13 protein-coding genes are annotated in these 13,465 nt (G+C 53.6%); 9 read left to right on the top strand and 4 right to left on the bottom strand.

The annotated features are described in order from the left end of the window. Nucleotide 1: 1 nt before the first annotated feature. Nucleotides 2-1,126, top strand: coding sequence for an ABC transporter permease (locus K7H08_RS05390; RefSeq protein ID WP_095602474.1), 1,125 nt, complete (start codon nt 2-4; stop codon nt 1,124-1,126). Nucleotides 1,127-1,162: 36 nt separating this feature from the next. Here the strand turns inward: K7H08_RS05390 and K7H08_RS05385 are convergent, their stop codons facing one another. After that, nucleotides 1,163-1,798, bottom strand: coding sequence for a class I SAM-dependent methyltransferase (locus K7H08_RS05385; RefSeq protein WP_038482247.1), 636 nt, complete (start codon nt 1,796-1,798; stop codon nt 1,163-1,165). Nucleotides 1,799-1,837: 39 nt separating this feature from the next. Here K7H08_RS05385 and K7H08_RS05380 point away from each other — a divergent pair, with 39 nt between their 5' ends. The 4 genes from K7H08_RS05380 to K7H08_RS05365 all read left to right on the top strand — a co-directional run bounded on the left by K7H08_RS05380 (nt 1,838) and on the right by K7H08_RS05365 (nt 4,006). Then, the gene (locus tag K7H08_RS05380) at nt 1,838-2,221 is read left to right on the top strand and encodes a VOC family protein (RefSeq protein WP_038482244.1); all 384 of its coding nucleotides are present in this window, start codon (nt 1,838-1,840) and stop codon (nt 2,219-2,221) included. An 87-nt stretch (nt 2,222-2,308) separates the two neighbouring features. Further along, on the top strand, nt 2,309-2,701 hold the full coding sequence (locus K7H08_RS05375) for a DUF4870 family protein (protein ID WP_038482241.1): 393 nt from the start codon (nt 2,309-2,311) through the stop codon (nt 2,699-2,701). 3 nt (nt 2,702-2,704) lie between these two features. Continuing rightward, nucleotides 2,705-3,637 carry a lysophospholipid acyltransferase family protein gene (locus K7H08_RS05370; protein ID WP_120385549.1) on the top strand — a complete coding sequence of 311 codons (933 nt, stop codon included), beginning with the start codon at nt 2,705-2,707 and terminating at the stop codon, nt 3,635-3,637. A gap of 18 nt (nt 3,638-3,655) precedes the next feature. Next, complete coding sequence (locus K7H08_RS05365; RefSeq protein WP_038482235.1) at nt 3,656-4,006, top strand: DUF4870 family protein; 351 nt, start codon at nt 3,656-3,658, stop codon at nt 4,004-4,006. Nucleotides 4,007-4,019: 13 nt separating this feature from the next. On the opposite strand, the gene K7H08_RS05360 is transcribed toward K7H08_RS05365, so the two are convergent. Both K7H08_RS05360 and K7H08_RS05355 read right to left on the bottom strand, forming a co-directional pair. Then, nucleotides 4,020-5,429 carry a mannose-1-phosphate guanylyltransferase/mannose-6-phosphate isomerase gene (locus K7H08_RS05360; protein ID WP_231657398.1) on the bottom strand — a complete coding sequence of 470 codons (1,410 nt, stop codon included), beginning with the start codon at nt 5,427-5,429 and terminating at the stop codon, nt 4,020-4,022. Further along, nucleotides 5,426-7,039: an alkaline phosphatase gene (locus K7H08_RS05355; RefSeq protein WP_231657397.1), complete on the bottom strand. Its 1,614-nt coding sequence runs from the start codon at nt 7,037-7,039 to the stop codon at nt 5,426-5,428. The genes K7H08_RS05360 and K7H08_RS05355 overlap by 4 nt, the downstream gene beginning before the upstream one ends. A 176-nt stretch (nt 7,040-7,215) precedes the next feature. On the opposite strand from K7H08_RS05355, the gene K7H08_RS05350 reads away from it, so the two are divergent. The 4 genes from K7H08_RS05350 to K7H08_RS05335 are packed head-to-tail and all read left to right on the top strand — an operon-like array spanning nt 7,216 to nt 12,325. Then, on the top strand, nt 7,216-8,745 hold the full coding sequence (locus tag K7H08_RS05350) for a glucan biosynthesis protein (RefSeq protein ID WP_231657396.1): 1,530 nt from the start codon (nt 7,216-7,218) through the stop codon (nt 8,743-8,745). Beyond that, a complete protein-coding gene (mdoH, locus tag K7H08_RS05345; RefSeq protein ID WP_231657395.1) occupies nt 8,738-10,717 on the top strand; it encodes a glucans biosynthesis glucosyltransferase MdoH in 1,980 nt (659 codons plus the stop codon). The genes K7H08_RS05350 and mdoH overlap by 8 nt, the downstream gene beginning before the upstream one ends. Then, nucleotides 10,717-11,499, top strand: coding sequence for an FkbM family methyltransferase (locus tag K7H08_RS05340; RefSeq protein ID WP_231657394.1), 783 nt, complete (start codon nt 10,717-10,719; stop codon nt 11,497-11,499). The genes mdoH and K7H08_RS05340 overlap by 1 nt, the downstream gene beginning before the upstream one ends. A gap of 37 nt (nt 11,500-11,536) precedes the next feature. Beyond that, a complete protein-coding gene (locus K7H08_RS05335) occupies nt 11,537-12,325 on the top strand; it encodes a creatininase family protein (RefSeq protein ID WP_231657393.1) in 789 nt (262 codons plus the stop codon). Here the strand turns inward: K7H08_RS05335 and ribA are convergent. Further along, a complete protein-coding gene (ribA, locus tag K7H08_RS05330) occupies nt 12,322-13,428 on the bottom strand; it encodes a GTP cyclohydrolase II RibA (RefSeq protein ID WP_231657392.1) in 1,107 nt (368 codons plus the stop codon). The two genes, K7H08_RS05335 and ribA, sit on opposite strands and share 4 nt — an antisense overlap. Nucleotides 13,429-13,465: the final 37 nt, after the last annotated feature.

The following is a 13,465-nucleotide window of genomic DNA, read 5'->3' as shown; positions in this document are numbered from 1 at the left end:
GATGCATAGTGTCTTGACTATCTACCGGCTGGGCGTCAAGGAACTATGGAGCCTTATCCGCGACCCGATTATGCTAATACTGATCGCCTACGTGTGCAGCATCTCGGTCTACACCAAAGCGACCGCCTTGCCCGAAAGTCTGCACATGGCTCCCATCGCTATCGTCGATGAAGATAACTCGCCGCTGTCATCTCGTATTGTCACGGCGTTCTATCCCCCCCAATTCGCCACCCCAGACAAGATATCACTTCATGAGGTTGACCCTGGACTCGATGCAGGCCACTACACTTTCGTCCTCAATATACCTCCCGATTTTCAGCGCAACGTGCTGGCTGGCCACGCTCCTCAGATTCAACTCAATATTGATGCCACACGCATGAGCCAAGCCTTTACTGGCAATGGCTATATACAGCAAATCGTCATGGACGAGATCAACGAGTTTACTCAACGTTACCGCAATCATAGTGCCCCACCCGTCGACCTAGTACTGCGAGCGCGCTTTAATCCAGGGCTCGAAAAAGCTTGGTTCGGGTCGCTGATGTCAATCATTGATAACATTACCATGCTCTCTATCATTCTCACTGGCGCAGCGTTGATACGCGAACGCGAGCACGGCACCATTGAGCATCTATTAGCAATGCCAGTCACCCCGACAGAAATTATGCTGGCCAAGGTCTGGTCAATGGGTCTAGTGGTTCTAATCTCTGCGCTGCTTTCGCTCTATTTAGTCGTTAGTTGGGCCTTACAGGTACCGATAGCAGGCTCGGTGGCACTGTTCACCGTGGGGGCAGCACTTCACCTCTTCGCTACCACGTCTATGGGTATCTTTCTCGCCACCCTAGCACGCAACATGCCACAGTTTGGCATGTTGATGGTACTGGTACTGTTACCGCTGCAGCTGCTATCCGGGGGTACGACACCACGCGAAAGCATGCCGGAAATTGTCCAGCACATCATGCTGCTTGCCCCAACCACTCACTTCGTCGAACTGGGTCAGGCAATCCTCTATCGCGGTGCGGGAATAAACGTAGTGTGGCCGCAGTTTCTGCTTCTACTGTTGATCGGTAGCGCTCTATTCGCTTTTTCTTTGTCTCGTTTTCGCAAGGCCATCGGCCAGATGGCATAAGTGATGTGTTATGGCACCTGGTCATCAAGATAATGGTCAGCGGCGAAGCAACACCACATCCGCCGCTGGAAACTCCACCGCCATATCCCAACGTTCGGCTATCCAACAAAACGTCGCTTCGCTGAAAAAGCACACATGCGTCGGGTCGTTTATATAGTGCCAGCGGGCAAATGCCTCTGGAGTACTGACACGCTTTGTCATTACCCCAAGATAGCCCCCAGGGACTAATTTCTCGACCAATTGACTAAGCTCTTCGCCTGGCCTTGCAAGATGCTCTAACACCTCGGTGGCAGTAATAAAGTCATACTGGCGGTTGAGTACTTCAACGTCAGGGGCGTAAAAAATATCGTAAACCGCCATCGCGAACCCCGCCTCCTCAAACATCACCGACAGCGTAGGCCCTGGGCCGCAGCCAAAGTCCAGCCCATGGGAATCTTGTGGCAGCTTAGCCACTAGCGGGGCAAATAAACGCCCCAAAAAACGCCGATATCCCGTATCATGCGGCGAATTCTGGTGCTGGTCGTACTCTGCTTTTTCTTGACGTGCATCTAAGTGCTGTTCGGCAGGCACAAACACCAAGGCGCACGTGGCACACTGGTAGTAATCGCGGCGACGGTCTTGGTGATAAAGGGCCGGTTTAGGCGTATTGCATAGCGGACAGCGTCGCATCATCGTATTCTCATGTTTTACGTTTGTTTTAAGGAAAGTGGCATGCTCTCAGGTTTTGACCATCTTGTTGTTACGGTGACTGATATGGGTCGCGCCGTGGATTTTTATTCCCGTGTGCTGGGGTTAGACGTGCGCTACCGAGACGCGCAGCGGGTGGATCTTATGCTAGGCGACACGGCACTACGCCTGCATCAAACCGACACTGATATTGCGCCTGTTTCTGCCACCCCTACCCCAGGCAGCCTGGATTTATGCCTGCGCTGCCAATTGCCACTGGATGAGTTCAAACAGCACTTGGATGCACTTGCTATTGACGTAGAACTTGGCCCGGTTGCTCGCCAAGGCGCTAATGGTCCAATTGAGTCGATTTACTTACGCGACCCAGACGGTAATTTGCTGGAAATCTGCCGACCTGCTACCCGCTAATGATAAGCCGCGCCAGCCGCGCTATCATAGTGAGCTTTAACGGCGTCCTCGGGGACGCCTCATAGCGAATAGCAAAAAGGATCGGTTATGCACGACGATGCCAACAAAGCACCTTTAGAAGGTGAAGTAATTAACGAAAGTACGTCTTCAGAACAGCCGGATACCACCATGGCGATGGTGATTTACGCGCTTTATTTGGCAAGCTTTTTGGTAGGGTTCACCTCGTTGGTCGGCATCGTTATCGCCTATGTCTATCGTGGTAAAGGCCCTGAATGGCTAGATGAGCACTACCGTTACCAGATCCGTACGTTTTGGATTGGGCTGCTCTACGGCAGCATTGCCACGTTGCTAACGTTTATTCTGATTGGCATTCCCATGCTATTGGCGTTGGCCGTATGGTTTATCGTTCGCTGTGTGAAAGGCTTTAAGGGGCTGCAGGAGAAGCGTGCGCCAACCAACGTTGATAGCTGGTTCCTGTAACTTATGACAGAGCAGTCACCTTCTAAAAAATCACGTTTCCAAGCACGTGCCATCACATCAATTTGGAAACTACTGGCGCGCTGGCCGCTTGGCGCGCTTTGGCGTATCGCCGTGCTGTTGGGTCCGCTGGTCTATCGCTTTAGCAAACGAGAGCGCCAGGTGACGGAAATCAATTTGGAAGTGGTCAACCCAGAAGCCACTGCCAGTCAGCGCAAAGCCCTTGCCATACAAAGCCTGCGCCACTCGGCAGCGACTATGCTGGAACTTGGCCATGCCTGGATGGCTGCGCCCGAAACAGTAGAGGCCAGCATTTTATCGGTTCATGGCCGAGATAAGCTAGACAGCGCCCGCGCCGATGGCCGCGGCGTCATTGTGCTTGCTCCGCACTTTGGTAACTGGGAGGTGCTTAATTTTTGGCTCTCCAGCCACTTCCCTTTTACCGCCATGTACGAACCACCCAAAATTGCCGACCTTGAGCCTATTATTCGCCATGGCCGCGAGCGCATGGGAGCCAGCTTGGTACCCACCAACGCCAGAGGCGTCGCTGCCCTTCTCAAAGCACTTAAGCGCAGCGAAGCTATTGGCATCTTGCCGGATCAAGAACCTAACTGGGGCAGCGGTGTATTCGCCCCTTTTTATGGGCGCGATGCCTATACGGCAACGCTGCTACCGAAACTGGTCGCCCGCACTCAGGCAAGAGTAGTCACTGGCGTTGCCTTACGAGTGCCTGGAAAGGGATTTGAAATTCATTTCCTTGACGCCGATGAGCAGGTTTACAGCGCCGATGATGTGGTTTCAGCCACCGGTGTTAATGCCAGCGTCGAAGCGTCAATTGCGCTTGATCCAACGCAGTATCAGTGGGAGTACAAGCGCTATCGCAAAGTCATAGAGCAACAGCAAGGACTGGCAAACGCCAAAGAATTTCGGATTTACTAACGGGTAACGAGGTAATTTATGACCCAGCGTTATAGTCCCACTGAGGAAACGCGCCCACCCCAGATCATTTACGCGCTCTACTTAGCGGGTCTAGTAACAGCCAATATTACACTGTTGATTGGCGTTATAGTCGCTTACGTGTATCGCAAAGAGGCAGCGCCGTGGTTGCAAGCGCACTACCGCTATTTGATCCGGACTTTTTGGATAGGCTGCCTCTACTTTATCGCCACCTTTACCCTTAGCTTAATGTTAGTAGGCACGCTGCTATGGCCACTATTAGCCGTGTGGCTTGGTGTCCGCTGTATTATTGGCTGGATCGCAGTGCGCAAGGGAGAGCCACCGGCTCGTCCTGGCAGTTGGCTCTGGTAACAACTAAGCTCCCCTACTCATCAATGTGTCGAGCGTATACATCATCTAATCGCTCGATATCATCTTCTCCTAAATAGCTGCCCGACTGGACTTCGATCAACTCCAAAGGGATTTTTCCAGGGTTCTCCAGCCGGTGTAGTGCGCCAATTGGGATATAGGTGGACTGGTTCTCACTGACAAGATAGGTCCGCTCGTCGACAGTGACTTGGGCGGTGCCACTCACGACGACCCAGTGTTCAGCACGGTGGTGATGACGCTGCAGCGAAAGCCGCCCTCCAGGTTTCACCGTGATGTGCTTCACTTGATAGCGCTCGCCACTATCCATAGCCTGAAAGCTTCCCCAAGGGCGATGAACTAACGGCGCAGCGTGGGGTTCACGTCGCCCCGCTTGAGTGAGTGATGCCACCAGTTGTTTAACCTGCTGAGCCTGATCGCGGTGGGCAACCAGCACGCTATCTGATGTTTCCACCACGATCAGATCTTCAACACCGAGCGTTGCCACCAGGCGGTGCTTAGCAATAACAAGCGAGCGTTGTGTATTGGTCAGGATCCCGTCACCGTTAACCACATTGCCTGCTTTGTCGGGCGTTTGCGCTGCCCATAATGCATCAAAGCTACCAATATCGCTCCATTGGGCATCCAACGGGACGACTGCCGCTCGGTCGCAGTGCTCCATGACGGCGTAGTCGATCGACTCCGCCGGAGATGAGCAAAATGCGTTTTCACCCAAGCGTAAAAAATCTAAGTCACGATGGGCTTCGTTAACAGCCTGTTGGCAGGCTGCCAGCATGGTTGGCTGCAGCAGTTCAAGTTGAGACAGATAAGTTGAGGCTTGCAGTAAAAACATACCGCTATTCCACAGGGTAGTGCCTGCCTCTAACAGATGCTGAGCACGCTCTGCGTTAGGTTTCTCGATAAATGATGCTATCTGATGGCCTCCGCCCAAGGGGCGGCCGCAGGCAATATAGCCATAGCCTGTTTCTGGATAGGTGGGAACTACGCCAAACGTAACGAGATACCCTTGGGCAGCAAGCGGTTCCGCGCAAGCGACACTGTGAGTGAACGCTGCTAAGTTGCCAATAACGTGATCTGCTGGAAGCACCAGCAGCAGTGGATCGTCGCCCGCTTGACGGGCTAATAGCGCAGCGCAAGCAATTGCCGGTGCCGTGTTACGCCCTTCTGGCTCTAACACCAACGTTCCCGATAGACCGCTCTCCCGCAACTGCTCCGCCATTAAGAACCGATGGGCATGGTGCCCCATCAATACAGGCGGCTGAGCATCTAACCCTGCCAAACGCGCAAGCGTTTGCTGCAGCAGGCTTTGGGAAGACGTTAACTTCAAGAACTGCTTTGGCATCTGCTCTCGTGAAAGTGGCCAAAGCCGCGTGCCACTACCACCGCTAAGAATGACGGGCTGGATCATGGTGTCGTCCCTGTCGTTGACCAAGAAGAGGTTAATGCTGGTGTGCCAAAGTCTTGCTGTAACCAATGACGCAGCTGGCTCATTTTCGCGGCTTCCTCAGGGCTTTCCAGTGACGGCAGCATGCCATCAATAAAACCACGTGCCTTAAAAGGTGCTAAGAGCTGGGGGTCACCGCTAATCACATGGACAGGCACCGCTGCACTGGCGTTGTCGCCGGTAATCAGCGGTGCTGCCTGATGATCTCCCAGTACAATCAATAGAGTATTGTCATCAACCACTCGCTCGGCCCAGCGCCCAGTGACCTTCACAGCGTAGTCTATCGACCAAGCGTAATGATCGCGGATGCGTTCAATATCCTGCCAGAGCACTTCTGGCGGATCGCCGGCCTCCTCCCAAGGGGCGAAAATACGCCCATCGCCAATCATCGACCAGTCTTCGAAAACGGGTAAAATTGGCGTCCATGGTGCGTGGCTAGAGATAAGTGCGAGTTGCGCGAATACCGGCGCCTCACCTAATAAGTGTCGTTGGGTGTAATCCAGCGTGAACTGATCGGGCATCGTGACCCAGTTCAGCGGTGGGCCGGCATAGGGTAAGTCTTTCGCTGCTGCAATCTCATCAAATCCGTAGGCCAGCCCTTCTGGCCAAGCCAATGTAATGGCAGGCATGACACTGAGCGTCCGCTGCCCAGTGCTACTAAAATCATTAATAAGCGTTGAATGATCGCTTTCCAGCATCAGCCGATACCATAGCTGATTATCAATCCAGCGTCCGCTTAGTGCCGTGGCATGGGCAAGCCAAGACTGACCTCCTCGAATAGGCGCTTCTAGCAACCCCGAAACAGCGTGTAGATCGCGCTGTCCCAAACGTTGCTGTATGTCATCTAGCGTAGGCAGTACGACATTGCTGTAGCGAGCATCATTAATGGCCGACACACCATAAGATTCAATAAACGTTAATAAGACGTTGCGCCCTAACAAACCAGGCAATGGTCTAGGCTCCAACGGTGTATCCTGTAACTGCTCGGTAAACGCCACTCTTGCCTGATGAGTCGCCACTACCTGCTTCCACTGGAAACGCGTGGTGTTAACAGCAGGCAGCGCTGATTTAGCAACTAAGCGCTTGCCATTAGCCTCGGAAACCGCGAAACCTGCTGCAGTGATCATGACGAAGATGGCTAAAGCACCTGGAGCACTCCTCACCGATAAAGGCTTAGCAGGCAGCAGCAACCGCAGCATCACCCATAAACTACCTAGCAGAGCCGCACTGCCCAGCAACATCAGGAAAGTTGCGGCGAGTTGACCTACATTACCTACTAGCAAATGGTAGATAGAGCGCACCAAGGGCACGTCCAGATAGAGGTTAAGTGATCGCCCAAACGCAGTGTGTGTCGCGGCATCACCTAGGTTGGCTGCCGATACCAAAGCAAGCCAGCCCACCAACAAAATAGCCAACCAGCGACGTAAGCTACCAGGGCGAATAAACAGCATTACGGGGGCTATAAGCCATGCTTCCCAAGCAATTAGAGGAGAGCCAATCTCACCGAAACGCCACCAAAGCGGCAATACCAGTAGAAAGTTGAGCGTTATACATGTGAGTAGAAGACGAATCATCAGCGCTTCAACAGCATAGCAATCACCTAAACATTACACGCTTAATGGAGTTTAAAGCTTGCACACGACCATAAAAATCATATACCAATAGGCTTAATGGTATAACTTTTGTTGAAATATTTCATATACTGATTTTATGGTTACCACGTTGGCATGCAATCGAAAGGAACTCGCCCATGAGTGTTCGTACTGCAGCAAAATGGATGTTGTCATTTAACTGCCTGATCGCCTTTTCTGCGATTGCCAACGATGATGGTGTTTTTGACCACGTTATTGAGCGTGCCCAAACCCTGGCCGATGCGCCTTATCAACCCCCAAATGAGACGCTTCCCAGCGCTTTGAAGTCGTTAGATTACGACCTGTATCGACAAATCCGCTTTAATCCCGAACGCGCCTACTGGCGCGATGAAAGCCCTTTTAGTATGCAGCTATTTCATAGCGGATTTATATTTCAAACCCCCGTCACAATTAATGTGGTCGAAAATGGTGACGTTGAACCACTCTCTTTCTCGGCAGATGACTTTCAGTACGATGGTGATTCCAACCGCTTGTTGGAGAATGACTTAACGGGCAGCGGACATGCAGGTTTTAGGCTGCACTACCCTATCAATAATGAGGATTATGCCGATGAATTTGCTGTTTTTCTTGGCGCAAGCTACTTCCGTCTAGTAGGACGCGACCAAGCCTACGGCCTTTCTACCCGCGGTCTTGCCATTGATACCGCACTAGCCAATGGTGAAGAGTTCCCTGAATTTCGTGAATTCTGGCTTTATAAGCCTGATGAAGATTCTGACAGCATTACGCTACTCGCCCTCATGGATAGCCCATCACTAAGCGGTGCCTACCGCATTACCCTAACGCCAGGCGAGAGCACTGAGGCAGCTGTAGAAGCAACACTGTTTGCACGTTCTGATATAGCAAAGCTAGGGGTTGCCCCGCTCACCAGCATGTTCACCTTTGGGGACGCCAGCACCGAACGAACTGACGACTTTCGTCCTCAGGTACATGATTCTGATGGCTTGCTAATACACACGGGGTCCGACGAGTGGATTTGGCGGCCGTTGCAAAATCCCTCATCCGTACGCGTATCAACGTTTATAGATGATGCACCCAATGGGTTTGGTTTAATGCAACGGGAGCGGGACTTTAGCCGCTACCTGGACCTTGAAGCCCACTACCATCGCCGCCCTAGCCAATGGGTCGAACCCCTTGCTGACTGGGGGCCAGGGCATGTAGAGCTCGTCGAAATCCCCACGCCAGATGAGACTCACGACAATATAGTGGCTTATTGGGTGGCAGAGGAGGCGCTCACTGCTGGCGAATCACGCCACCTTCACTATCGAACGTTTACGCTCAATGAACAGCCCGAGGCTAATTCACTGGGCAAGGTTGTGCGCACCCGCCATGGCAGCGCAGCGGTTCCAGGTGAGGCCGACTCCCCCTCTGCTGATCAGCGCCAATTCATCGTCGATTTCCAGGGCGGCAAACTGGATGACCTGACCTCAAGCGAGCCAATCGAGCTGGACATCAGCGTGCTCAATGGCGAGGTATTACTACCTCAGGTCAAAACACTGCCCAACAACGGACAACGGGCCACTTTCCGATTGCCCCCCAGCAGCGAGCCCAGCGATATCCGGCTACGGCTGACGGTTGAAGGAGAGCCGATTACTGAAACCTGGAATTACGTGTGGTATCCCGATGCCTGATCTCCACGCGTTGCGGCCTTTGATGCCCTGGCTTAACGGTCGCCGAGTCTTCCTTGCTTTCACAGTGTTAGCCACCAGCATCGGTGGCTGTATCGCAATGGCGAAAGTCGTTGCCAACCTTGCCATTGGTTGGCAGCTCACCATGTTGATCCTATTTGCATTAACGTTTACTTGGATAGCGCTGGCTTTCTGGGGAGCACTGTGTGGCTTTGTGCTTTGTGCGCTACGTCGCGATCCACTCAGCTTACGTCGCCAAGCCATTGTGAACCCCAATGCCAGCCTGCTAGTCAGCCGCACCGCGCTAATAATGCCTATTTATGCAGAACCTCCCATCCCGACCATTGCAGGGCTAGAAGCAACGTGTCGTTCACTTCTCCAGCAAGCAGAAACGTATGGTGCAGGGACACCCAGTGCTATCAACAAGCACTTTGAAGTGTTTGTATTGAGCGACACCCAAGATTCGGCCATGGCAGACATCGAAGAGGCCCATGTAGCTGCCTTGCAACAGCGCCTTGCCGGACAGATAGCCGTGCATTATCGGCGACGCCCTAATAATGACGGCCGAAAAGCTGGCAATATTGCAGAGTTTTGCCGCCGCTGGGGCCGCCGCTATGACTACTTGGTGGTGCTAGATGCCGACAGCCTAATGAGTGGCGCTACACTGCTGCACTTAGTCCACCGGATGCAGCGCCAACCCAGCGTAGGACTTATTCAAACGGTGCCTATTCCCGTTGGCCAACGCACGCTATTTGGCCGTTTTACCCAGCTAGCCTCAGCACTTTACAGCCCGATGTTGGCAGCGGGCCAAAGCTTCTGGCAGGGTGATGCGGCAAATTACTGGGGCCACAATGCAATTATTCGCACACGCGCCTTTATGGCCCATGCAGGGTTACCTATCCTTTCAGGTAAGCCACCGCTGGGAGGGGAGCTATTAAGCCACGATTTCGTCGAAGCAGCTCTCCTGAAACGGGGCGGCTGGCAGGTGTTACTGGATACCTCTGCGACCACCGCCGTATCTCGTCACAACCCTTACGCTAGCGCGTCACACAACAGCTTTGAAGCCATGCCAAGCAACATGCTCGACTTTGCCAAGCGTGACCGCCGCTGGCTACAGGGCAATCTGCAGCACTTACGCTTACTCACCGGCGCAGGGTTTCACCCGATTAGTCGGCTACACTTTTTATTTGGCGCGTTTGCCTACCTTTCTTCGCTTGTTTGGCTTGGGCTGCTACTCTGCACCAGCCTGATGGTGGGTTATCAAGCCATTGAGACCACCTCAAACCCGCCTCTGCCTGAAGCCCTCTCTTTGGGGCTGTTAAGCGTAACGCTGGGTATGTTGATTGCGCCCAAGCTGCTGGGTCTATTATTGACGTTCTGGCAATGTCCACATGCGTATGGTGGGCGACTCAAGCTTGTCACCAGCACGCTATTGGAAATTCTGTTTGCTGCATTGATTGCACCACTGATGATGGCGTGGCACAGCTTATTTATCGTTAACGTGCTGATTGGCCGGGCCATTGACTGGCAAACTCAACACCGGGGAGAGCGTTCGCTAAGCTGGCGTGAGACATGGCACCACACTGGGTGGATGACGCTGTGTGGTATTGCTTGGGCAGGCACGATGATGCTTTTTTCACCCTCTGCGTTTGGTTGGTTAACCCCCGCATGGCTGGGGCTGATTGGAGCCGCGCCACTGGTGAAATATTCCAGCAGTGCCACTTGGGGAGGCCTCGTTAGCCGCAAGTTCGGCTTACTGCAAACGCCGAGTTCAGCACAACAACCACCTCTTTTGGAGGAGTTTGCCGCGTTAGAAAGCCGTAGCCATCAATCCAGTGCCACCTTATCTAACCCGTCGCTAACACTTTCTCTAGCGCTTCCCCAAGAACAGCCAGGCGATATGCCCTGCCAATCGTTTCGCTATCACGTTCAAACAGCAACCAAACATGCCCCACCCGTTAAGGAGCCTTACTAATGCCTTCTGCTTTTTTCCATCGGCTCCGCAGTACCAGCGGTATGGCGCGTTCACTGTTTATTTACTGGCGGCCAGGAAGGCAAAGGAGTCTGAAGCAGTTATATCGTCCGTTTATTCAACCGGGCGATATCGCTTTTGATATTGGCGCTCACTTAGGCGACCGTAGTGCCGCCTTCCACGCGCTAGGTGCTAAGGTAGTGGCATTAGAGCCACAGCCAGCACTGGCCAAATGGTTTAAACGGATACTTAATCAGCCTAACATCACGCTCTTACCACTGGCCGCTGGACCGCAGCCCGGCTATGCGGATATCGCTATCAGTGTTAGCAACCCGACCCTCTCTACCCTAGCGACCGAATGGCGACATCAGGTGGGCGAACGAAACCCCGGCTTTCAGCACGTGCAGTGGGAACAGCAGTTAAGCGTGGAAGTCACTACACTGGATCAACTGATCGCCACTTACGGCGAACCAAGCTTTATAAAAATTGATGTTGAAGGGTTTGAAGCAGAAGTGCTGATGGGGCTTAACCACCCGGTAGCAGCGCTTTCAGTGGAATTTGTTGCGGGCGTGTTAGAGGTCAGCCATGCCTGCGTTGAACAGCTGTCCCGCCTTGGCGACTACCGCTTTAATGCAATTGCCGGTGAGCAGCGCCACTTCCGCTGGTCAACCTGGCAATCCCCTGAAACCATTACCCAATGGCTTAACGATGGCGTTGACGGCTTAGCCTCTGGGGATCTCTACGCCTGCCGCGCCGACCATCCGCTGTTAAACGCATCCGCATAAGTCTTTAAAACACGGGCTTTAAAACAAGAGAATCTACATGATTTATCACTGGCAAACCCTCACCGCTCCCCAGCTCGCCTCGATTGTCGAAGGTGATCCAGTCGCAGTGATCACCCAGGGGGCCATTGAGCAGCACGGTACTCACCTGCCGCTGGGCACCGACCTGATCATTGGTGAAGGGTTACAAGCAGCCATGTTAGACATGATCGACCCAGCGCTTGATGTATTATGCCTACCATCAATTGCCGTCGGTGCGAGCGACGAGCACGCCAGTTTTGCTGGAACGCTTAGCCTACCCGCCCCACTCGCCATCGCGACATTAGAAGCTTATGGCACAAGCATTGCTCAGGCCGGGATAAAAAAGCTGGTGCTAATTAATAGCCACGGTGGCAATAAAGCCGTGATGGACCTTGCCGCGCTGACCCTACGCAAGCAGTTTGAAATGCGCGTGGTGAAAGCCACCTATACGCGGCTACCGCCGTTGGAAGGCGCTATCAACGCCGATGAGCTGCGCTATGGATTGCATGGTGGCATGCTGGAAACCGCCATCATGCTGCATTTAGCACCGGAGCTAGTTCAGCTCGATAACTACCAACCTACCCCACCGGCAATGCCTAAAGGTGACGCCCTGGTCAGCCCAGAGGGTAGCGCCGCGTTTGCCTGGCTTGCCGAGGACTTAAGTAGGTTCGGCGTTGCCGGTGATGCAACGGAGGCTAATCAAGCATTAGGTGAACGGTTAGTCAGGCACTACGCCTCTCAGCTAGCGCAGGTGGTGGCCGAAACCGCCCACCTGCCACCGCTTATCACTGGTAAAACGCCAGATTAACGCCCACGACCTTCAAGCACTTCGTCTAAGAAATGCCCTGCCCGGTTGGCTTTGGCGCTTAGGTAGCGGTGATTGTGATCAGTCACACTGCCGTAGAGCGCCTGACGTGAGACGACCTCAATCCCCCCTTCACGCAGCGCCGCCATTTTTAGCGGGTTGTTGGTCAACAGCTGAACTTTATCGATCCCTAGCGCATTGAGCATATCCACCGCGACCGCGTACTGCCGCTCGTCGTCGCCAAACCCTAGCACTTGGTCGGCATCGACGGTGTCTAAACCGCCATCTTGCAAGGTGTAGGCACGCAGTTTATTGGCTAAGCCAATTCCCCGCCCCTCTTGTGCCAAATAAAGCAGCACGCCGCCCCCCATCGCTTGAATATCGGCCACTGCATTACGCAACTGTTCGCCACAGTCACAGCGCAGGCTGCCGAACAGGTCACCGGTGAGGCAAGCCGAGTGCATACGCAAAGGAACCGCCCCAGGGATAGAAGCCAAATCGCCAATCATCACGGCCACATGCTCTCGCAGGCCATCAGGTTCACGAAACAGCACGAAGCGACTCTCAGGCGCATCTTCAAGAGGAATACGCGCTTCACTGACACGCTTTAGCATCCCCGGCGCACCGGCTAAACACTTCTCTGCATCGCGGGCATTAACTTCTAACAGCTCGCCTTTTGATAACTGCTGAGCAATATGCTCGGCTGATGTCGCACTTACCTCTGCGCACAGCGCCGCCGGTATCAATAGCGCACGACGCATAAGTGCCACAGCGCCTCTCTCCCCCACGCCAGCAGGCTTCAGGCCGCTTAACAGTGAGTGGGACATCTTCGACGCTTCATGGGACACGGCAAGATGGTGCAGATCACGCTCACTGATTTGCTCAGTGAGCGGTAAGCAGGCCGCATCCGCCTTAAGCGACATGCCCATTGCCTGCAAGCGATGACGCGTTAATACTAGTGCTGGCCGAGAGCCGGAGAGTTTCGCCAGTGAATCGACCGACACACTGCCTTCAAGAGCCTGTACCAACAGACGTTGCTCTCCGGTATTAATTACCACGGGCAGTCCACGGCGAATATCGAAAATAGCGCGTTCAATGTGATACATGTAGGCCTCCAAGTTGCCGGTTGGGGCGGACAACGTT

This window comes from Halomonas sp. IOP_6 (assembly GCF_021151565.1).
In the GTDB taxonomy this organism is placed as follows: Bacteria; Pseudomonadota; Gammaproteobacteria; order Pseudomonadales; family Halomonadaceae; genus Vreelandella; species Vreelandella alkaliphila.
Note: the sequence above shows the minus strand (reverse complement) of the source record. Positions and strands in the feature narration are given on the sequence as shown.

What these genes read in the sequence shown, in the direction of transcription:
- K7H08_RS05390 (WP_095602474.1), top strand. Translation starts at nt 2, where the DNA reads ATGCATAGTGTCTTGACTATCTACCGGCTGGGCGTCAAGGAACTATGG.
- K7H08_RS05385 (WP_038482247.1), bottom strand. Translation starts at nt 1,798, where the DNA reads ATGATGCGACGCTGTCCGCTATGCAATACGCCTAAACCGGCCCTTTAT.
- K7H08_RS05380 (WP_038482244.1), top strand. Translation starts at nt 1,838, where the DNA reads ATGCTCTCAGGTTTTGACCATCTTGTTGTTACGGTGACTGATATGGGT.
- K7H08_RS05375 (WP_038482241.1), top strand. Translation starts at nt 2,309, where the DNA reads ATGCACGACGATGCCAACAAAGCACCTTTAGAAGGTGAAGTAATTAAC.
- K7H08_RS05370 (WP_120385549.1), top strand. Translation starts at nt 2,705, where the DNA reads ATGACAGAGCAGTCACCTTCTAAAAAATCACGTTTCCAAGCACGTGCC.
- K7H08_RS05365 (WP_038482235.1), top strand. Translation starts at nt 3,656, where the DNA reads ATGACCCAGCGTTATAGTCCCACTGAGGAAACGCGCCCACCCCAGATC.
- K7H08_RS05360 (WP_231657398.1), bottom strand. Translation starts at nt 5,429, where the DNA reads ATGATCCAGCCCGTCATTCTTAGCGGTGGTAGTGGCACGCGGCTTTGG.
- K7H08_RS05355 (WP_231657397.1), bottom strand. Translation starts at nt 7,039, where the DNA reads ATGATTCGTCTTCTACTCACATGTATAACGCTCAACTTTCTACTGGTA.
- K7H08_RS05350 (WP_231657396.1), top strand. Translation starts at nt 7,216, where the DNA reads ATGAGTGTTCGTACTGCAGCAAAATGGATGTTGTCATTTAACTGCCTG.
- mdoH (WP_231657395.1), top strand. Translation starts at nt 8,738, where the DNA reads ATGCCTGATCTCCACGCGTTGCGGCCTTTGATGCCCTGGCTTAACGGT.
- K7H08_RS05340 (WP_231657394.1), top strand. Translation starts at nt 10,717, where the DNA reads ATGCCTTCTGCTTTTTTCCATCGGCTCCGCAGTACCAGCGGTATGGCG.
- K7H08_RS05335 (WP_231657393.1), top strand. Translation starts at nt 11,537, where the DNA reads ATGATTTATCACTGGCAAACCCTCACCGCTCCCCAGCTCGCCTCGATT.
- ribA (WP_231657392.1), bottom strand. Translation starts at nt 13,428, where the DNA reads ATGTATCACATTGAACGCGCTATTTTCGATATTCGCCGTGGACTGCCC.